Here is a 20,668-nt window from a genome sequence, read left to right as displayed (position 1 = left end):
TGTGAGTCAATCTTTGCGAATTATTTTTGCCGGCACGCCGGACTTTGCGGCGCGCCATTTACACGCGTTGTTAGATTCTAATCATCAAGTTGTTGCCGTTTATACGCAGCCAGATCGCCCAGCTGGTCGCGGCCAACAGCTGCAACCTAGCGCCGTTAAACAGTTAGCATTAGCGCATAACGTAGCGGTGTATCAGCCCAAATCGTTAAAAAAGGCCGCTGCGCAGGCTGAATTAGCGGCACTAAATGCAGATTTAATGATTGTTGTCGCCTACGGCTTAATATTACCGCAAGCTGCACTAGACATACCCAAGCTAGGTTGTATTAACGTGCACGGCTCGCTGCTTCCGCGCTGGCGTGGCGCTGCACCTATTCAACGCGCAATCTGGGCCGGCGATAACATTACTGGCATTACTATTATGCAAATGGACGCCGGCTTAGATACCGGCGCCATGTTAAGTGTAATTAGTTGCAATATTGAAGCCAGCGACACCAGTGCAAGCTTGTATGACAAATTAGCGCAACTTGGCCCGCAAGCCTTGTTAACTGCAGTAAATAATTTACCCGCATTACAACAACACGCACAGCCACAAGATGATAGCTTAGCAACCTACGCCGAAAAGCTGCACAAAGACGAAGCAGAGCTAAGTTTTAATAAAGACGCTCAGGCTTTGGCACGTGAAATTCGCGCCTTTAACCCTTGGCCGGTTAGTTACATTAACCTGGCGCAAGGCAGCGTGAAAGTATGGCAAGCTAAGGTAGCAGACACCGCACACAGCGCAGGACCTGGCACAGTGTTAGCCGCCGATAAGCACGGCATTTGTATTGCTTGTGCCACTGGTGCACTAATTATTACGCAATTACAGCCGCCAGGTAAAAAAGCTATGCCAGCTGCAGATTTCTTAAATGGTCGCGCCGACTGGTTTAGTCTAGGCAGCATCATTGGCGATAAAATATGAGCCGTAATATTCGCGCCATAGCAGCGAAAAGTTGTTTTGATGTTGTCGATCAAGGCATGTCGTTGTCAGACGTTTTACCCAAAGCGCAAGCATTGTTAGATAACGCGTTAGATAAAGCCCTGTTACAAGAAATATGCTTTGGCGTAATGCGTTACTTGCCGCAGTTAGAGGCAGTTTGCAATCAGCTGATGAGTAAACCGCTAATTAAACAGCTAAGGCCGCTGCAATTTTTACTTTATGTTGGTATATATCAATTAAAGTTTATGCGTATTCCTGACCATGCGGCAATTAGCGAGACTGTTGATGCCGCACGTGAATTAAAAGGCCAGTCGCTAACTAAACTTATTAACGGCGTATTGCGTAATGTGCAGCGACAGCCTGCCGTGTTTGACTTTGATAACGCACCGCTTGCAGTACAGTTTAACCACCCAGGTTGGTTTATTACAGAATTACAGCTAGCCTACCCGCAGCAATGGCAACAGATATTAGAAGCAAACCAGCAAAAAGCACCATTATGGCTTAGGGTTAACATAAACAAAATTAACCCAACCGATTATGCCGCAGCACTCACTCGCACTGGCATCGAGTACAGCCGGCCGGTTGCCGATTTACCTGCCGCGATTAAGCTAACACAAGCGCAAGATGTTACTACTTTACCCGGCTATGCCGAGGGTTGGTTTTCAGTGCAAGATGGCGCAGCACAATACGCGGCCAGCTTACTGCAAGTTAGCGACGGCCAGCGCATTTTAGATGCTTGCTGCGCACCGGGCGGTAAAACCTGTAATATTCTTGAACTGGCACCTCAGGCAGAAGTAACTGCTTTAGATAAAGAACCCAAACGCTTACTGCGCGTGCATGAAAATTTAGCCCGCTTGGGTTTAACTGCCAAAGTGATAGCTGCCGATGCAAGTGCGCCAGATAGCTGGTGGCAAGGCCAGCTATTTGACCGTATTTTATTAGATGTGCCTTGCTCGGCTAGCGGTGTGATAAGACGCCATCCCGATATTCGTTGGTTAAGGAAAAAAGCCGACATCGCGGCACTTGCTGAGCTGCAACAGCGTATACTACAACAATGCTGGGTGTTATTAGCACCAGGTGGCATTCTACTGTACGCCACCTGCAGCGTGTTACCACAAGAAAACAGCGCGCAAATAACGCAGTTTCTGCAACAGAATAACGATGCAACGCTAGATCTATTGCCTCAGCAAAGCCCTGAGCAGCCGCACGGTTGGCAGTTGTTGCCTGGCGAGCAAGATATGGACGGCTTCTTCTATGCTAGGCTGCTAAAAGCAGCAAATTAAGACACTGTGGTTAACTATAGCGAGCAAGCATGAAGATTATTATCTTAGGTGCAGGCCAAGTTGGCGCCACGTTGGCGGAAAACTTGGTAGGAGAACAAAACGACATTACTGTGGTTGATATTGACGCAGACAAACTGCGCGCCCTGCAAGATCGTTTTGATTTACAGGTGGTGCACGGCCATAGCTCTCACCCTGATGTGTTGAGAAAGGCCGGCGCAGAAGATGCCGATATGATTGTGGCCGTAACCAACAGCGACGAGGTTAATATCGTTGCTTGCCAGGTTGCTTATAGTATCTTCAATACGCCGCTTAAAATTGCCCGCATTCGTACCAATCAATATCTAAAGTACCGTGAGCAATTGTTTCATAAAGACGATATGCCAGTAGATCACTTTATTGCCCCAGAAGCTTTAGTTACTAATTATATTCGTCGTCTTATTGATTACCCAGGCGCACTGCAGGTAGTAGAATTTGCCGGCGGCAAAGTTAGCTTAGTCGCGGTAAAAGCCTATTATGGCGGCTTATTGGTCGGCCATGCGTTGTCGGCATTAAAACAGCACATGCCAAATATAGAAACCCGGGTTGCGACTATTTACCGACGCGGCCATGCTATTCGGCCCATTGGTACCACCATCATTGAAGCTGACGATGAAGTATTTTTTGTCGCAGCAACCAAGCACATTCGCGCGGTAATGAGTGAACTACAAAAATTAGAGCGCAGTTACCGGCGCATTATGATTGCCGGCGGCGGTAACGTTGGCTTTGGTTTAGCTCGTGCGTTAGAGAAAACCCACAACGTTAAGCTAATTGAACGCGGTAAAGAACGCGCCGAATTTTTGTCTAGCGCGCTAGATAACACCGTAGTTTATGTTGGCGATGCCTCAGATCCTGAATTGTTAGAAGAAGAAAGTATCGAGCAAGTTGATGTTTTCATTGCGGTTACTAACGATGACGAAGCCAACATTATGTCTGCCATGTTAGCTAAACGTATGGGGGCGCAAAAAACCATGGTGCTAATTAAACGCAGTGCCTATGTTGATTTATTGCAAGGCGGCGAAATAGATATTGCCATATCACCACAGCAAGCGACCATTTCGGCGTTGCTTACTCACATTCGCCGTGGCGACATTGTAAACGTGCATTCACTAAGACGCGGCGCAGCAGAAGCGATTGAAGCTATAGCGCATGGTGATAGCAGCACCAGTAAGGTAGTAGGCAAAGCCATTGGCGCGCTTAAACTACCACCGGGTACAGCTATTGGCGCCATAGTGCGTGGTGATGAGGTGTTAATAGCCAGCAATAGCATGATTATAGAAACCAACGATCATGTTATTTTATTTATGGTCGACAAAAAGCACATTGTTGAAGTAGAAAAGCTATTTCAAGTTAGTGCGATTTTTATTTAAACTAATGGCCATTAAGGCATATCGAAAAAGTAAGATCAATGTTTCTAAAAAAATCCGCAATAGTCTTTTTTGAACTTATTAAACTACCTTTAATGTTTATAGTATGCTGAGAAAATATAATATCGTCCTTTTTCATAATGAGATATGAAGAAACACCATGCAGACCTAATACTTTTAAATTTACGCTATCGTCTTTATTTAAATAAATATTACTTGCCGAATTCAAACGGTAATTTTTAAGAATAGACTCTGCCTCTGCAAAATACTTCTCGCCCAGATGGTTACTGGGTAAATGCAAGCTTCTAAAGTCAATATCATCAGATTTTTCAGCGCAAGTTTTTACCTGTTCCCAGAAAGGAAATGACGTCCTGCAGGAGCCGCAATCAATAGTCCATAACTGAACAATGCTATATCCATTACTAAATTTAGGCGTGTACTCTTCAGGATCATTTATATGAATAACATCCCCCAAAGAAATATTTCTCTCTGAGACGCCACCGGCCATACTATAATTACTCACCCAAGTATTGTTTGAAATGGTGATTAATAATGCACCACCCACAGAAGTAACTACAAATAATATGGCCTTATATTGCGATAACTTGGCACATAAATAGCCCGCAGTAGCCCCCAAGACAGATGAAAACAAAATAACCAGCCCCGCATAGTGATTTTGGAGGTACATAGCAAAGAATACGATTATAAAAAAAGGCATTACACCTATAAAAAAATTCTTTATAAAAGGTTTATTATTAAAATATATAAATACAAAATAAATTAAAAATACAACAGGGGCTTGCACTAAGCTACCTATCGCACCAAGTAATATAGAAACTGTCGTTAATATTATAGCTATAATATATATCTTCATTTCTATGGTTCCATCATATGCGAGCAAAGACCGTTGCAACTACCTAACCAAAGCAGGCCACAACCCAAGGAAGAAGTAGCACAATTACCTGAACTGCAAGGACCATAAATATAGCAAAAATCTACGGCTTTATTACACGCACAACCAGCTCCTTGTTTTTCTGCAACTCCATCAGTAGATGAAGAACTGAAACTTGCAAAATACTTAGCTGCATCCGCTCGGGTAAAATATTTATTTATCTTATTATACAGATACGTTATTTTTTCAATTGCGTGATCTGGAGCCGTGTCGTCAAAATTAAGATGATCCCTTGCAAAAGAAATAACCTCTGAAAAGGTTTCATACTGAAATTTATTAAGAACCGCCGTATTCATTTCTCTATTTAAATGAGCAAGCCATAATTTTGATCTGTTTTTAGAGTTGAGATTTATGAATACTTTTTTCTGCTCTAACTCAGGAATATCTGATAAATATTCCAATATGAAAATTTCATTATCTATATTATTTAGCACAATATTAATTGTATTTTCTACATTAGGAGAAATGTCTTTATCAAGACACTTATTCATTGATCACGCATTAAAGCAACAAAAAACAAACAAAATAAACAATAAATTTCTCATAATTTAATCCAAATTTAGCATTTCACTAAAATTAGACTGCTAATATAATTTTGTCAAACGACGACTTAATCTTTCCAAAATGCTGGCGTAAATAGCACCAACAAGGTAAATACTTCCAGCCGACCAAATACCATGGCAGCAACGAGTAACCATTTGCTAGCGTCGGGAATACTACCAAAGTTGGCTGCAACCTCACCCAGACCTGGGCCTAAGTTATTTAAACAGGCCGCCGTTGCCGTAAAAGCAGTAATGTTATCTAACCCAGTAAGCAACAATAACAACATAATAACTAAAAACACTAAAGCATAAGCAGCGAAAAATCCCCACACCGCCTCAACAATACGATCAGCAACCTGCCGTCGGCCTAACTTTATTGCATATACCGCCCGCGGATGAATCAGTCGATTTAACTCGCGTTTGCCCTGTAAAAACAATAACAATACTCGGACTACTTTTAAGCCACCACCGGTGGACCCAGCGCAGCCGCCAATAAAACTAGAAAACATCAGTAAAATTGGTAAGAATAGTGGCCACGCGGAAAAGTTAGCCGTAGTAAACCCTGCGGTTGTGCCAATAGACACCGCCTGAAAAGCAGCTTGATCGAACGCTTCGCCCGCACTGCTATACACATTGGTAGATAGTAAGGTTGCAAAGCAAATAAATATAATTGTAGCTTGGATAGCTAAAAAGGCTTTAAATTCTGGATCACGAAAATAGGTGCTAACGCTTTTACCTCGTATCGCAGCAAAGTGTAGCGGAAAGTTAACCGCGCTTAGCAGCAAAAACACGACACAAATGCCGTTAATTAAAGGGCTTTGAAAATGACCAACACTGGCATCATAAGTAGAAAAACCACCGATAGCGATAGTAGCAAACGCATGGCAAATAGCGTCAAACCAGTTCATACCAGCAAGAAAAAACGCCAGTGTACAGCTTAATGTTAGCGCTAAATAGATATACCACAGGTGTTTAGCGGTATCGGCAATGCGCGGTGTCATCTTGTTGTCTTTTACCGGCCCTGGCGTTTCCGCCCGATACAGCTGCATGCCGCCCACACCTAACATTGGCAATATTGCTACCGCCAGTACAATAATACCCATACCACCGAGCCATTGCAGTTGCGCGCGATAATATAAAATAGCTTTGGGTAAAAACTCGATACCGGTTAAAACGGTGGCACCGGTAGTGGTTAAACCAGAAAACGCTTCAAACATCGCGCTGGCTAAACTCAGTTGCAGGTTGCTGGCTAATAAGAACGGCATCGCCCCAGCGGCGCCTAGCACGATCCAAAATAAGGCGACAATTAAAAAACCATCTCGTACTTTTAACTCGGCTTTATGTTGGCGATTGGGATACCAAATTAAAAAGCCGATAAACACACAAAGTACAAACGACAGCAAAAAAGGTACGCCGGCACCATCCTTATACCAGTATGCAACAAATGCCGGAGGCACCATGCTGATACTAAAGATGGCGATCAGCAAACCTAAGATCCGGATTATCGAGCGGTATTGCATACCTTAATGCTGTCCTTACGGCCTGTTAAGCCAGCTGTAAATCACGGGTCATATTTTCGTTTCGGTCTTGGTGCACAATAATATTATCTTCAATACGAATACCACCAAACTGCCGAAATGCGTCAACTTTATGCCAGTTAATATATTGGCTAAATTCTGTTGCTGCTAAGTCAGCTAATAGGCTGTCGATAAAATAGAGACCAGGCTCAATGGTAAACACCATATTAGCTTCAATGCTGCGTGTGCATCGCAGATATGGATGGCCTTCTGGCGGCGCAACGTGTGTGCCGCGCTCGTCAGCCATAAAGCCGCCAACATCATGTACCTGCAAGCCTAAGTGATGACCAAGCCCGTGAGGGAAAAACGCCCGGCTAATTTGGCGTTCTATTATGGCGTCGGCTGATAGTTTAACGAAATCAAACTGCTGCAGTATAGTGGCGATTTTTTGATGGCACTGCACATGTAGCTCACCATATTTTAACCCTGGTTTTAAACCATCAACCAGTTGTAACTCAGCGTCATTCACTGCGCTAATTAAACTGCCAAATTCATCTTGTGGGTTAAAACTGTAAGTACGGGTAATATCTGCCGCATAACCATGAAACTCGGCACCGGCATCAATCAAAAATGAATGCCGTTGCTTAGGCACTTTGCGTTCTAACGCGGTGTAATGCAAAATCGCGCAATTTTGGTTAAGAGCAACAATATTGCCATAAGGCATTTCGTTTTCTGTTTGACGCGCGGCGGCCAAGTAAGCTAACTGAATATCAAACTCACTGCCGCCAGCATAAAATGCTGCTTTAGCCGCGTTATGCCCAGCAACCGCCATTTTATTAGCTATACGCAAGCACGCCTGTTCGTAAGGCGTTTTATAAGCTCGATAAAAATGAATATAACTTAATACCGGCTCTGGATTAATTTCGTTAAAACCTAGCGCTCGAGCAACTTCTAAATACTCGCCCAAATAAGCCATTCCAGCTTTATCGTAAGGCAGTAAAGTTTCAACCTTGTTGGCTTTATCTAATAACTGAATATCAAAATGTTCAGCCCAAAAATCGTTAGGTTCGTCAGGTACTTTATGCCAAAAGTCTTTGGGTCGATAAAATATAAGTTTAGGCTTGTTTACGCCATCAACAATTAACCAACAATGCGGATTATCTATTACCGGCAGCCAAGCTTTAAATAGCGGATTAGCTTTAAACGGGTAATCCATATCATCAAGGAACTTGCGCTGTGCTTGCCCAGAGTGGATCACTAGCGCATCTAGGTTTTCTCGTTGTAACAGGCTACGCGTTCGCGTTTGCAATTCGGCAATATGAGCCTGATACAGGCTTTGATAAGAAGCTGTCATAAGTGTCTGACCTGTTGACTGAAAAACATGCAGGATATCATAACATTATTCCACTACCAGCCCAATTTGCATTGTGGTTAGCGGTTTGAATACATCAATAGGCGAATTTAGCCTGATATTATATATTTGATAATACGCCATCACCGCTTTAACGTAATCTCGGGTTTCACGATACGGAATGGTTTCAACCCAGACATCGGCCGGTACCGCATAATCTTTGGGCACCCACTGCTTTACTCGACTATAGCCTGCGTTGTAGGCTGCTGTTGCCATCAGCAAATTGCCATCGTTACGTTTCATTAGGTAATTTAGATAGTCGGTGCCGTAATCAATATTAGTTGCTGGGTTATTTAGCTGCGCTAGCTGCACCGGTTTTTTTGCTATTTCTCGCGCAGTAGCTGGCATCAGCTGCATTAAGCCTCTAGCGCCTACAGGTGATGCAGCATCAGCCATAAAAGAGCTTTCACGACGCGCTATTGCCATTGCCCAACCCGAATCTATTTCTGCCTTGGCTGCTGATTGATTAATTTCAGTTTGAAACGCTAACGGAAACCGCAACTCTACATCATCCCAATAACCCACGTCGGCCAGAGAAAATATTGCTCTTTCATACCATTGTAGCTGATGCGCTAACTTGGCAGATACCAGCTTTTGCTGCTCATCTGAACTAGACTGTAAGTAGTTCCACTCTCGCCTTGCTTCAGTTAGCCGGCCTAAAGCCAACCATTCTTGCGCTCGCTTTACCGCAGAGTGCTGTTGTAAACCTGCCAACTCTTGTTCTGACACCACCACAGGTGTGTGCGCTAAGCTAGGTGGTAAGCCCATTTTAGCTGCCGCCATAAAACCATAAAAGTGTCGCTGTAATGCTAGCGCTTCAAACAGCGGTTTGGCTTTATCTACTTGGCCTTGCTGCTCATACGAGCGCGCCAGCCAATATTGCCAACTGGTATCTTTAGCAACCTCTTTGGGTAAGGCCTCTATTATCTTCTGTACCTCTGGCCAATCTAACTGCGACAAGGCATGGCTGACTTGCCAATGTGCCAAGGTATTATCAATTAATTCAGCTGGCAGCTCTTTAAACCACGTTGCGGCACGGTCATCCCCTTTGCTAGCTAGTGCAATGGCAAACTGCCGCTGCACATCTAAACGCTGCCCGGCACTAAAATAAGGGTCATTAACAAATTTCTGCCACACCTTTAATGCTTGGTCTGGGTGGCGCCAAATAAGCCGCTTCATACCATAAGCTGCAATATCACGCTCTTGTATGGTTTTTAACGGGAAAAATTTATTATTCGCAATCACTGCGGGGTTACGCCGAGTTTGTTGATACATATCCGCAAGATATTGCTGCTCAGCTGGCAGTTGGGTTTTTAAATAAGGTATTAAACCCGCATCACCACCTTCAGCTGCTAAACTTATGCGCTGCCATACCAGCTCGTTTTTTTGCTGCCCAGCTTTGCGCCATGCAGAAAATAAGGGGTCACACGCGCTAGGTTGAGATTTACCCACAACCCATAACTTAGCAATCTGTGGCCACAACACGGCATGATCAGCATCTTTTGCTGACAACTTAAAACGTAGCGCCAAACATTCTAATTCAGCGTCTTTTGAACCGGCATAGTGCGACAAAAACATTGCGCCTTTTTGCCGTTTAGCTAAATCAAGCAACCAGGGTTTACGCAGTGGCCAATCGACCGGCGTAGCTTTATTTTTCTGTAAAAACTCGCCTATTCGCTCATCGGCGGTTAAAAACTGTTGTAAACGGCGCTGCTCCAAATAAGGAAGCAGCGGATAGTTGGCAAATTTATTTAATACCTTTTGTGCCTGCTCATAAGTTAAGCTGCCAATTTGGCGCTCGGCTTGTAAAAACTCATTACGTAACGCTGCCTCTGAAGACACTGACGCCATAGATAGTGGCGTCAAAAGCAGGCTAGTCAGCATAAAAACGATACGTTTCACGACGATAAACCCCCAACAAAAATTCTAATCCGAAAGAAATACACCTATAGTTATCGCTGGCCGTTGCGGTCATATTCAAACAAGTGTTTAAATAACGGTTGAATTTTTTACCAAACCGCGACACACTGATTCAGATAATCTCATCGTACCAGTTGCGACCAACCCTAACTTACGCGACCAAGGAGCACCGTTATGATTTACCAGAGTGACAACATCAGTGTTGCTTACCTGAAACCTGGTATTGCCCGTTTTGCTTTTAACGCAAAAGGTTCAGTTAATAAATTTGACCAGCAAACTCTATCTGATTGTAAGACAGCTTTGGCGCAACTGCACGTCGACAAAGCATTACAAGGCGTTATTTTTTGTAGTGAAAAAGACAATTTTATTGTTGGCGCTGATATTACCGAGTTTTTAAGCACATTTTTACGCCCAGAAGCAGAGTTAGTGCCGTGGATTAAAGAAGCCTCTGATGTATTCGATCTAGCTGAAGACTTGCCGGTGCCAACAGTAGTTGCTATTAAGGGTTTCGCGCTTGGTGGCGGGTGTGAGTGGTCACTTACATCTGATTATCGCGTGGCAGATACGACCACCCGTATTGGTTTACCCGAAGTTAAATTAGGCTTAATGCCGGGCTTCGGTGGCACTGTGCGCTTGCCGCGCATTATTGGCGCCGATAACGCAATGGAGTGGATCACCACAGGTAAAGACCACAGCGCGGAGCAAGCACAAAAATTTGGTTTAATTGACGCCGTAGTTGCACCAGAAAAACTAGAAGCCGCTGCACTTAGCATGTTGGAAGACGCAATTGCAGGCAAGCTAGATTGGCGCAAAAAGCGCGCCTTTAAACTACAGCCGTTAAAACTAAATAAAACTGAAGCGATTATGAGCTTCTCTACCGCTAAAGGTATAGTGTTTGCCAATGCAGGTAAACATTATCCGGCGCCAATGATGGCAGTAACTACGATAGAAGCAGCAGCAAGGCTAGATCGCGCCGGCGCTATGGCGTTAGAAAACGCTAGCTTTGCTAAACTGGCAAAAACCGATGCTGCTACCGCGCAAATTGGTTTGTTTTTAAATGATCAACTGATTAAAGGCAAAGCAAAAAAAGCTGCAAAAACTGCAACTAAAGCTATTAATAAAGCTGCCGTAATTGGCGCTGGCATTATGGGCGGCGGCATCGCTTACCAATCGGCCTTAAAAGGCGTGCCAGTAGTAATGAAAGATATTGCTGATAAAGCCTTAGCATTAGGTATGGGCGAAGCTACGAAACTACTAGCCAAGCAGGTTGAGCGCAACAAACTTGACGCTGTAGGTATGGCTAAAGTTATTTCATCTATTACACCAACCCTAAGCAATGAACCGTTAAAAACGGTAGATATTGTGGTTGAAGCGGTAGTAGAAAACCCGAAAGTTAAGGGCGCGGTATTAAAAGAAGTAGAAGGCATTATTGCCGACGATGCAATTTTAACCTCTAACACCTCAACTATTTCTATAGATTTGCTAGCAGCTAATTTAAGCCGGCCAGAAAACTTCTGTGGCATGCACTTTTTTAATCCTGTACATCGCATGCCATTAGTCGAAGTTATTCGTGGTAAAGACACCAGCGAAGAAACGGTTGCTGCTGTAGTCGCCTATGCGGCTAAAATGGGTAAATCGCCTATTGTGGTTAACGACTGCCCGGGTTTCTTTGTCAACCGCGTGTTATTCCCCTACTTTGCTGGCTTTAGCAAGTTAGTGTTAGATGGCGCCGACTTTGCCCAAGTTGATAAAGTAATGGAAAAGCAGTTTGGTTGGCCAATGGGCCCAGCTTATTTGCTAGACGTAGTCGGCTTAGACACCGCCTACCATTGTACAGACGTAATGGCCGAGGGCTTCCCAACCCGCATGGCTAAACTTGACAATGATCCAGTAGCCGCCATGTTTAAAGCTGACCGTTATGGCCAGAAAAATGGCCTCGGCTTTTATGCGTATAGCAAAGATGCCAAAGGTAAGCCGAAGAAAGATATCGACGAAGCGGCAACTAGCTTACTAGCCAACCTTAGTAGCGCAAAACAAGAGTTTACCTCAGATGAAATTATTGCCCGCGTAATGGTGCCAATGATTAACGAAACTATTCGCTGCTTAGAAGAAGGTATTATTGCCACTGCTGCTGAAGCGGATATGGGCTTAGTTTACGGCTTAGGCTTTCCGCCGTTTCGTGGAGGCCCGCTGCGCTACGCCGACACTATGGGTTTAGCAAACTTTGTCGCACTGGCCGATACCTATAGTCACTTAGGCGAAATTTATCAGGTAACCGACAAAACCCGCGCCATGGCCGCCGCTGGCCAGCGTTTCTTCCCGGTTTAAGCGCAGGAGCAGAATAATGAAAAACGCAGTTATAGTAGATTGTATCCGCACCCCTATGGGGCGCTCTAAAAATGGCATGTATCGTAATGTGCGTGCTGAGCAACTTTCGGCACATATTATGGCGTCATTAGTGGCACGTAACCCAGCACTAGACCCGGCCGATATTGACGATGTTATTTGGGGTTGTGTGCAACAAACCCTAGAGCAAGGTTTTAATATTGCTCGTAATGCTGCGCTACTGGCTGGTATTCCACACTCAGTGCCTGCCGTAACGATAAACCGCTTGTGCGGCTCTTCTATGCAAGCTCTGCACGACGCAGTACGCGCTATTCAAACTGGCATGGGCGATGTATACCTAATTGGCGGCGTAGAGCATATGGGCCATGTACCCATGAATCACGGTGTTGATTTTGATCCGGCGTTATCCGTGTCTGTTGCTAAAGCTGCCGGCATGATGGGTTTAACCGCCGAACTACTCGGCAAAATGCATGGTATTACTCGTCAGCAGCAAGATGAATTTGGCGCACGCTCGCATCGCTTAGCACAAGAGGCTAGTGTTGAAGGCCGCTTTAAAAATGAAATTATTCCTACCGAAGGCCACGACGCCGATGGCGTACTAAAGCTGATGGATTACGATGAAGTTATTCGCCCAGAAACTACGGTAGAAACGTTAAGCAAACTACGCCCAGTGTTTGACCCAGTAAACGGTACGGTAACTGCTGGTACATCATCAGCGCTGTCTGATGGTGCCTCTGGCATGTTAGTAATGAGCGAAGAAAAAGCCAAAGCCTTAGGTTTACCTATTCGCGCTTACGTGCGTGGTATGGGCGTAGCCGGTTGTGACCCTTCAATTATGGGCTACGGCCCGGTACCCGCAACGAAAAAAGCCTTAAAAATGGCCGGTTTGACCATTAAAGATATTGATTATGCCGAGCTAAACGAAGCCTTTGCTGCACAAGCATTACCAGTAATGAAAGACTTAGGTCTGTTAGAAGTAGCAGAGCAAAAAGTAAACTTAAACGGTGGCGCTATAGCACTTGGTCATCCGCTAGGGTGTTCTGGTTCACGCATTGCCACTACGCTAATTAACGTAATGGAAGACAAAGGCGGTAAGTTTGGTTTAGCCACTATGTGTATTGGCTTAGGCCAAGGTATCGCTACCGTGTTTGAGCGGCCATAAACTGGCAGCCTTACTCACAATCGCATAGAATAAAGGCCGTTTTTACGGCCTTTATTTTTTCTTAATTGTTTGGTTGGAACCGGTTAGGTTTTAAAATTTAATTATCGGAGTAATAATGCAGCAGTTTTTTAGCAACGCAGATAAAACTTTAGATGCCTTAGGTATGCGCTGCCCAGAACCGGTAATGATGATACGCCTACAAATTCGCCAAATGCAGGTTGGTGAAACCTTACTAATCATCGCCGATGACCCCGCCACTACTCGTGATATACCCGCATTTTGTCGTTTTATGGATCACCAGTTACTCGCTAGCGACACCGCGGAGTTACCGTATCGATATGTCGTTAAAAAGGTTAGCGGCTAAGCGCTGTTATTCGCAGTTTTTACCATCTAGAGTCATTCTCACAAGGCACACCATCGTTATCACCATCCATTTTTGTGTTGGGGCAATTACGTAGAAAAAACTCTGCTTCAGCACGCGATGTCATCTGGCGACAATGCTGACGACCATCACACTGAAACTGAATTTTAGCTGCTGCTTCACGGGCTTTTTGCAAAGGTACCCTGTAATCCGGCACAACTTGCACTATTGGCTCAAGCACAGGCTGTACGGTATTTTGTTTTTGATAGTATTGCCAGCCACCGAAGGCGATTAGCGCAATAATTAATATTTTTTTCAAAAACTTACATCCTTGTTTAGCATAAAAATTTGTTCTACCGATACGTTAAAGTATTGCGCCAGTTTTAGCGCAATAATTACTGACGGATTAAAGCGCCCTGTTTCAACGGTACTAATAGTTTTACGTGATACACCTATAGCATCAGCTAACTCTTGCTGCGACAGCTGACGCTCGGCTCGCAGCACAGCAATAACGTTTGTTAGCTCGCCCATTAAGCTTCGGCCTCTTCACACAGATTAAACAAAATGGTTAAACCCCATACAAAGCCGGCAATAACTAGCATAAACAACGCAAAATTACTCAAGTTTAACCAAATTTCAGCGCTACCACCTAGATGCTTCACTACCGGTGGATCACCCAATATATGAGCTGGGAATAACATGAGCACCAAGCTGACGAAGCTATTGCTATTTGCCTTACGGTTTATCTCACTGGCAAACTCTTCGGTGTACGAGCCAAAGAGAGCGCGCCAACCGCCACCACCTTTGCATTTTTTCGCCCAACGAATAGCAATAAAAATACAGCTCAAGGCACATAGCACACTTATTGCGGCCATAACGTTTTCGCCTTGCCACTGCAGGCTTCTAAATATATTTTTCGCTAAAATAGCAGCAAACATACCACAGCCAAGTAATGAGAAGTAAGCCCCGTATTTTAATGCCGTTATTTGTTGCTCTGGTTGCCATTGATTCATCTTTTTCGTCCTTGCATTGATACCTAGAGGTAGCACAATATCACCTTAAGGTTACACAACGAAACCCTAAGGTATCAAGAAATTGTAACAACTTATTTCAATCTGTACTTGATTTCCTTTGTCTTACTAAATGAATGTTTAGGTATCTTTAGCTACTTGCAATCTGTAGATAAAAACGGCATTTTAATACTAGGCACTGGCAACCGTATTAGAGTGTAAGACGTTATGGATAACCGTTTTGCTGAATCGCTGACACAACTAAAAGAAAAAGCCAACCACTCCAGTTCAACTAAGGCAACTGTTACTCAAGCCTTGTTGCAGGGTTGTTTAGACACACTGCAAATTCAACGTGCCGGCCTATGGCTGTTTGTCGATAGTGATCTAATGAGCTGTCAAATGCTATTAGATCAACAACATGGCATTACTGAAGAGGCCTTGATGATCGACCGTTGGAGCTTTCCAAACTATTTTTCCGCGTTAGATAGTAACGATGTGGTCCTCGCAGCTGATGCTTTTCATCATCCAGCAACGTCCGAGTTATGTGAGCATTTTTTACGACCAATGAATATTCGCTCATTACTTGACGTACCGATAAAGCAGCGCAGTGGTATTGCCGGCATCATTTGTTGCGAACAAACAAACACGATAAAGCACTGGAGCGTCGATGAAGTCGAGTTTGTAAAAGCGGTTTGCAAACTGTTTGGCTCAAGTATTATCTAGAATATATAAGTTTAATAGTGACGATTTATTTGCAGTTCCACCGCCATTACTGTGGTGTTATTTAGTGTTCATTTTGTTGCGGAGCCGTTATGCAACTATCACCTGCCGATTTACATATTTTGCTGATTGAACCTTCAGAGGTACAACGTAAAATTATTCGTAAAAAACTGCTTGAAGAAAACGTTACTCAGGTAGCAGAAGCAGACTGTATAAACACAGCACTAAAGCTTATTGCTCAACATAAACCTGATGCCATTGCCTGCGCTTTACACTTTGTCGACGGCACCGCAGAACAACTGCTGCATCAGCTTAAAGCTAATCGCAATACAGCTGATATCCCGTTTATGCTGGTATCAAGTGAGAGCCGTAAAGCACAGCTAGAAACCTTTAAGCAATCAGGCGCTATTGCGATACTACCTAAACCGTTTAACGCGATGCAACTGGGTAAAGCCCTTAATACAGCAATAGATTTACTTAACCCTGCAGAATTGGAATTAACCTTGTTTGATGTACACGATATAAGGGTGTTAGTGGTAGATGACAGCCGCCTAGCCCGAAATCATATTCGTCGCGTACTCAATAATCTAGGCATGCAGCATATTACCGAAGCAGAAGACGGTAAACAGGCGATCAAACATCTACAACAGCAGATGTTTGACTTAGTTGTTACTGATTACAATATGCCTGAAGTTAACGGCCGAGAACTAACTGAATTTATCCGTGAACATAGCGCCTTATCACATATCCCAATACTAATGGTAACCAGCGAAGCAAACGATACGCACCTTGCTAATATTGCGCAAAGTGGCGTTAATGCGATGTGTGATAAACCCTTTGAACCAGAAGCGGTAAAGCAGTTGTTATATAGACTATTAGAGCAGTAAATAACATAACCAACACGTCTGACAGCTGCTCAACAAGCAGGTTGTTATACTTATGCTAGCATCTACAGTGCGCTTATCGGTTTGGAGTTTCCATTGCAAACGCAGTTAATTAAACATGACAAGAAGCAGGTTGATAAAATAGACGCGCGTCGGCGCCACTATATTTTGGCCTTCGTCAGTTATATAACAAGTCTTGTGATGTTTATCTACGGCATTAAAAATATCCATGCCGAAGAGATACTATTACCGGTTATTTTATTTGGCACTGGCTTATTGTTTCTAGTTAACATCATCGTGTTTCAAATTAGCGACAACCTTGACCGAGCCTGTGCAGTTGAAGCAATTTTAGTCGGTTTTTTTGTTTTAAGCTTAGTGTTTCAAGGTGGCTATAACAATACTGCTTTATATTGGGTTTTTCCCTTTCCCGCTATATTATTCGGTCTACTTGGCGTTCGTAAGGCATTGATTTTTAACTTTTTATTATTAACTTCGCTTGCTGTCATGTTATACATTCCCGACTTAATTCCTGCGCAGTATAAAGATGCGGAAGCCAGCCGCTTTATTGCCTCACTGGTTATCGTCATCATTGTTTGTTGGATAAACGATTTTTATCGTGAGCGTAGCCATCAAGCAATGGACAAGTTGCAAGAAAGCAAAGAGCTGCAAGCTAATACCGATGCTCTTACCCTGCTAGCAAATAGGCGCTTTATCGACTCTAGCTTAATGCCTAATTTAGCCGAACAACCGGAGCTGTTTGTTCCGCTGGCGCTAATTATGTGTGATATAGATCATTTTAAACGGTTGAACGATCGTTATGGTCATAATGTCGGTGACGATGTGCTAAAAGCGATCTCGATGTTATTTAAACGCAATATTCGACAACAAGATTTTGCCTGTCGAATAGGCGGAGAAGAGTTTTTATTAATTTTACCCCACACCAATCATACCGATGCACTTAATGTTGCCGAGAAAATTCGCCAACAAGTTAGCCAAGAGAAAATGCTAAAACAAGATAAGCATTATCAAGTTACTGCGAGCTTCGGTGTCGCCATTTGCGAGAGTGCCGAACAGTACGACGAAGCACTTAAGTTAGCCGATAAAATGCTATATAGCGCAAAAAATGCTGGCCGAAACCAAGTTGCAGGTTAATAAAAAAGCCAGCTATCATGCTGGCTTTTTGTTATTGGGCCGCTATTACTACTGCAATACTGAAATATCTGCCACTTGTAAAAATAGCTCTCGTAACTGTTTTAATAACGCTAAGCGGTTTGTACGTACAGCTACATCATCAGCATTAACCATTACTTGGTCGAAGAAGGTATCAATAACATCACGCATCGATGCTAGGTGCATTAGACCTTCAGTATAGCTATGTTGGCTAACTTGGTAAGCTTGTTCGGCAACTATCGCGGTGTACAGTGCTTGCTCCGCAACTTCGTGTAATAAGCTAGGATTTACTGCTATTGCAATATCGCCCTCTACTTTCGCGAGAATATTTGCTACACGTTTATTCGCTGCAGCTAAAGCAGGTGCAGAATCTAGCTTACGAAACTGCGCTACCGCTTTTACTCGACGGTCAAAATCAGACGGATCAGTTGGTCGACGCGCCAGTACCGCTTGAATTACATCGACGCTATAGCCTTCAGCTTCGTACCAAGCACGGAAACGGCCTAGCATAAAATCAAGCACGTCAGCGGCAACGTTAACATTACTGAGCTTATCGGCAAACGTTTGCTGGCTAAAGGCTATAATATCAAGTAAATCCAAAGGTAACTGTTTCTCTACCATGATCCGCAGTGCACCTATTGCTGCACGACGCAACGCAAACGGATCTTTATCACCTTTCGGTGCTTGGCCAATACCAAAAATACCCACTAATGTATCTAGCTTATCGGCTATAGCAACAGCTGCACCTTCTAACCGACTTGGTAGTTGGTCGCCCGCAAAGCGTGGCATATACTGCTCATTTAATGCCAAAGCTACCGCTTCGTGCTCACCATCTAGCCGGGCGTAATGCATTCCCATAATGCCCTGCACTTCTGGAAACTCACCCACCATATTGGTCATTAAATCTGCTTTAGATAACAAACCTGCACGTACTGCAGAGTGCTTATCCGCACCAATTTTTTCTGCGATAAAACCAGCAACTTTGCTGATCCGCTCTGACTTTTCCGCCAGTGTACCCAGCTGCTGCTGAAATAAAACCGTTTTTAGACTGTCTAAACGTTGCTCCAACGTTTTCTTACGGTCGGTATTAAAGAAAAACTGGGCGTCGCCTAAGCGCGGTCGCACCACTTTTTCATTACCAGAAATAATTTGCTGCGGGTCTTTACTGGCAATATTAGTCACAAATATAAATTTATTCATTAACTTGCCGTTCTCATCTAACAATGGAAAATACTTTTGGTTATCTTTCATTGTTGAAATTAGTGGCTCTGCTGGTACCTGCAGAAAGCTTTCATCAAAACTACCCACTAGCACCACTGGCCACTCTACTAGCGCGGTAACTTCTTCAAGCAATGCGTCATCTACTTGAACTTTACCCTTGTGCTCAGCTGCTGCCTTTTCTACGCCTTCAGCAATAAAGGCTTTACGTTCGGCAAAATCGGCAACGACGTAAGCTTGACGTAATGCAGTTAAATAATGATCAGCGTTATTAATAGTTAACTTAGCTGGCGCATGAAAGCGATGACCATGTGTTTGGTTACCACTAGCACGACCTAAAATAGTGGCAGGCACCACATCATTGCCATAAAGCATAACAACAGTTTGTACAGGGCGAATAAACTCAGCGTCTGAACTACCCCAGCGCATTGGCTTAGCGATGGGCAGCTTGGCTAATGCTTGAGCCACAACCTCAGGTAACAAGCTAACAACGCTGGCACCTTTAACTAAGGCTTTATGCAGTAACCACGCACCTTTATCGGTTTCTAACTTTTCAGCTTGATCAACCTTAATGCCGCAACCGGCTGCCCAGCCTTGCGCCGCTTTAGTTGCATTGCCATTGGCATCAAATGCGGCACTAAGTGCGGGTCCGCGCTTCTCAACTACTTTATCTGCTTGCTGCGGTGCTAATGCATTAATACGCACCGCTAAACGCCGTGGTGCCGCGTACCAGTGTACATCAGCATGGCTAAGCTCTAACTTTTCTAGTTCAGCTTGCAGGCTATCCGCAAAGGCGGTGGCTAAGGTTCTAAGCGCTTTTGGTGGTAACTCTTCAGTACCAATTTCAACAAAAAAATCTGGTGCAGACATTATGCCTCCTGCTTACGACATAAAGGAAAGCCGAGCTTTTCACGCGAGGCATAATAGGCTTCAGCACAAGCTTTTGATAGCGCCCTTACCCGTAGAATATACCGCTGGCGCTCGGTTACCGAAATAGCATGCCGTGCATCTAATAGGTTAAACGCATGCGAGGCCTTCATTACTTTTTCATAAGCCGGTAACGGCAAGCCTTGCTCAATTAAATATTGGCTTTCTTTTTCACACTGATCAAAAGAGGCGAATAATGCGCTGACATCAGCGTGCTCAAAATTATAGGTTGATTGCTCAACTTCGTTTTGATGAAACACATCGCCATAACTAACACGGCCCAACGGACCGTCAGCCCAGACCAAATCATAAATTGAGTCTACGCTCTGAATATACATAGCTAGGCGCTCTAAACCGTAGGTAATCTCACCCGTTACTGGCCGACACTCTAAGCCGCCGACTTGCTGGAAATAAGTAAACTGCGTCACTTCCATACCGTTTAGCCATACTTCCCAACCTAAGCCCCAAGCGCCAAGCGTTGGTGATTCCCAGTTATCTTCGACAAAACGAATATCATGTACCAGCGTATCTATGCCCAATTCACGTAATGAACCTAAGTACAATTCCTGCATATTATCGGGAGAAGGTTTCAGGATTACTTGAAACTGGTAATAGTGCTGTAATCGGTTAGGATTTTCGCCATAGCGGCCATCGGTTGGTCGTCGACAAGGCTGTACATAAGCCACGTTGGTTGGCTCCGGCCCTAACGAGCGCAAAAAAGTCATGGGATGAAACGTACCCGCACCCACTTCTAAATCGAGCGGCTGCACAATGACACAACCTTGACGTGCCCAGTAATCTTGCAGGGCTAAAATAAGGCCCTGAAAGGTTTTAGTATCGTATTTATGCATTCGCTTCTAACTCGC

General features: G+C 44.1%; 19 protein-coding genes. 9 read left to right on the top strand and 10 right to left on the bottom strand.

The features are described 5' to 3' along the window. The first annotated feature begins 1 nt into the window (after position 1). Genes fmt through trkA form a run of 3 tightly spaced genes read left to right on the top strand, consistent with a single transcriptional unit; the run spans position 2 to position 3,665 of the window. Positions 2 to 958, top strand: a complete 957-nt coding sequence (gene fmt / locus MN199_RS13980) for a methionyl-tRNA formyltransferase (RefSeq protein ID WP_132580755.1) — start codon at positions 2 to 4, stop codon at positions 956 to 958. Continuing rightward, complete coding sequence (gene rsmB, locus MN199_RS13975; RefSeq protein ID WP_335739855.1) at positions 955 to 2,259, top strand: 16S rRNA (cytosine(967)-C(5))-methyltransferase RsmB; 1,305 nt, start codon at positions 955 to 957, stop codon at positions 2,257 to 2,259. Before fmt ends, rsmB begins: the two co-directional genes overlap by 4 nt. 29 nt (positions 2,260 to 2,288) lie before the next feature. Continuing rightward, positions 2,289 to 3,665: a Trk system potassium transporter TrkA gene (trkA, locus tag MN199_RS13970; protein WP_335739854.1), complete on the top strand. Its 1,377-nt coding sequence runs from the start codon at positions 2,289 to 2,291 to the stop codon at positions 3,663 to 3,665. Position 3,666: 1 nt separating this feature from the next. On the opposite strand, the gene MN199_RS13965 is transcribed toward trkA, so the two are convergent. The 5 genes from MN199_RS13965 to MN199_RS13945 form a co-directional block, all read right to left on the bottom strand. Continuing rightward, positions 3,667 to 4,536, bottom strand: coding sequence for a hypothetical protein (locus tag MN199_RS13965; protein ID WP_335739853.1), 870 nt, complete (start codon positions 4,534 to 4,536; stop codon positions 3,667 to 3,669). 2 nt (positions 4,537 to 4,538) lie between these two features. Continuing rightward, on the bottom strand, positions 4,539 to 5,105 hold the full coding sequence (locus MN199_RS13960; RefSeq protein ID WP_335739852.1) for a bacteriocin fulvocin C-related protein: 567 nt from the start codon (positions 5,103 to 5,105) through the stop codon (positions 4,539 to 4,541). 119 nt (positions 5,106 to 5,224) lie between these two features. Then, positions 5,225 to 6,676 (bottom strand): TrkH family potassium uptake protein, encoded by a 1,452-nt coding sequence (locus MN199_RS13955; RefSeq protein ID WP_132580746.1) that lies wholly within the window; start codon positions 6,674 to 6,676, stop codon positions 5,225 to 5,227. A gap of 25 nt (positions 6,677 to 6,701) precedes the next feature. Beyond that, positions 6,702 to 8,027: a Xaa-Pro dipeptidase gene (pepQ, locus tag MN199_RS13950; protein ID WP_335739851.1), complete on the bottom strand. Its 1,326-nt coding sequence runs from the start codon at positions 8,025 to 8,027 to the stop codon at positions 6,702 to 6,704. A gap of 45 nt (positions 8,028 to 8,072) precedes the next feature. Further along, positions 8,073 to 9,986: a transglycosylase SLT domain-containing protein gene (locus MN199_RS13945; protein WP_335739850.1), complete on the bottom strand. Its 1,914-nt coding sequence runs from the start codon at positions 9,984 to 9,986 to the stop codon at positions 8,073 to 8,075. Between the two features lie 192 nt (positions 9,987 to 10,178). Between MN199_RS13945 and fadB the strand changes: the two genes are divergently transcribed. From fadB to tusA, 3 genes are all read left to right on the top strand, one after another. Beyond that, positions 10,179 to 12,332, top strand: a complete 2,154-nt coding sequence (gene fadB / locus MN199_RS13940; RefSeq protein ID WP_335739849.1) for a fatty acid oxidation complex subunit alpha FadB — start codon at positions 10,179 to 10,181, stop codon at positions 12,330 to 12,332. Between the two features lie 16 nt (positions 12,333 to 12,348). Continuing rightward, complete coding sequence (gene fadA, locus MN199_RS13935) at positions 12,349 to 13,512, top strand: acetyl-CoA C-acyltransferase FadA (protein ID WP_335739848.1); 1,164 nt, start codon at positions 12,349 to 12,351, stop codon at positions 13,510 to 13,512. 115 nt (positions 13,513 to 13,627) lie between these two features. Next, complete coding sequence (gene tusA / locus MN199_RS13930) at positions 13,628 to 13,876, top strand: sulfurtransferase TusA (RefSeq protein ID WP_335739847.1); 249 nt, start codon at positions 13,628 to 13,630, stop codon at positions 13,874 to 13,876. 19 nt (positions 13,877 to 13,895) lie between these two features. Here tusA and MN199_RS13925 read toward each other — a convergent pair whose 3' ends face one another. The 3 genes from MN199_RS13925 to MN199_RS13915 are packed head-to-tail and all read right to left on the bottom strand — an operon-like array spanning position 13,896 to position 14,886. Further along, positions 13,896 to 14,192, bottom strand: a complete 297-nt coding sequence (locus tag MN199_RS13925; RefSeq protein ID WP_335739846.1) for an excalibur calcium-binding domain-containing protein — start codon at positions 14,190 to 14,192, stop codon at positions 13,896 to 13,898. Continuing rightward, positions 14,189 to 14,404 carry a helix-turn-helix transcriptional regulator gene (locus tag MN199_RS13920; RefSeq protein WP_335739845.1) on the bottom strand — a complete coding sequence of 72 codons (216 nt, stop codon included), beginning with the start codon at positions 14,402 to 14,404 and terminating at the stop codon, positions 14,189 to 14,191. The genes MN199_RS13925 and MN199_RS13920 overlap by 4 nt, the downstream gene beginning before the upstream one ends. Further along, positions 14,404 to 14,886, bottom strand: coding sequence for a hypothetical protein (locus MN199_RS13915; RefSeq protein WP_335739844.1), 483 nt, complete (start codon positions 14,884 to 14,886; stop codon positions 14,404 to 14,406). Before MN199_RS13915 ends, MN199_RS13920 begins: the two co-directional genes overlap by 1 nt. Before the next feature lie 225 nt (positions 14,887 to 15,111). On the opposite strand from MN199_RS13915, the gene MN199_RS13910 reads away from it, so the two are divergent. The 3 genes from MN199_RS13910 (at position 15,112) to MN199_RS13900 (ending at position 17,639) form a co-directional block, all read left to right on the top strand. Next, on the top strand, positions 15,112 to 15,606 hold the full coding sequence (locus MN199_RS13910; RefSeq protein ID WP_335739843.1) for a GAF domain-containing protein: 495 nt from the start codon (positions 15,112 to 15,114) through the stop codon (positions 15,604 to 15,606). An 89-nt stretch (positions 15,607 to 15,695) separates the two neighbouring features. Further along, the gene (locus tag MN199_RS13905; protein ID WP_132580725.1) at positions 15,696 to 16,490 is read left to right on the top strand and encodes a response regulator; all 795 of its coding nucleotides are present in this window, start codon (positions 15,696 to 15,698) and stop codon (positions 16,488 to 16,490) included. Between the two features lie 93 nt (positions 16,491 to 16,583). Continuing rightward, positions 16,584 to 17,639, top strand: a complete 1,056-nt coding sequence (locus MN199_RS13900; protein WP_335739842.1) for a GGDEF domain-containing protein — start codon at positions 16,584 to 16,586, stop codon at positions 17,637 to 17,639. Between the two features lie 48 nt (positions 17,640 to 17,687). On the opposite strand, the gene glyS is transcribed toward MN199_RS13900, so the two are convergent. After that, positions 17,688 to 19,745 carry a glycine--tRNA ligase subunit beta gene (glyS, locus tag MN199_RS13895; protein WP_335739841.1) on the bottom strand — a complete coding sequence of 686 codons (2,058 nt, stop codon included), beginning with the start codon at positions 19,743 to 19,745 and terminating at the stop codon, positions 17,688 to 17,690. Further along, positions 19,745 to 20,653 carry a glycine--tRNA ligase subunit alpha gene (glyQ, locus tag MN199_RS13890; protein WP_132580696.1) on the bottom strand — a complete coding sequence of 303 codons (909 nt, stop codon included), beginning with the start codon at positions 20,651 to 20,653 and terminating at the stop codon, positions 19,745 to 19,747. Before glyQ ends, glyS begins: the two co-directional genes overlap by 1 nt. Positions 20,654 to 20,668 lie beyond the last annotated feature (15 nt).

The organism is Rheinheimera metallidurans (assembly GCF_036983985.1).
Classification (GTDB): Bacteria; Pseudomonadota; Gammaproteobacteria; order Enterobacterales; family Alteromonadaceae; genus Alishewanella; species Alishewanella metallidurans.
This window is presented reverse-complemented; position numbering and strand designations above follow the sequence as displayed.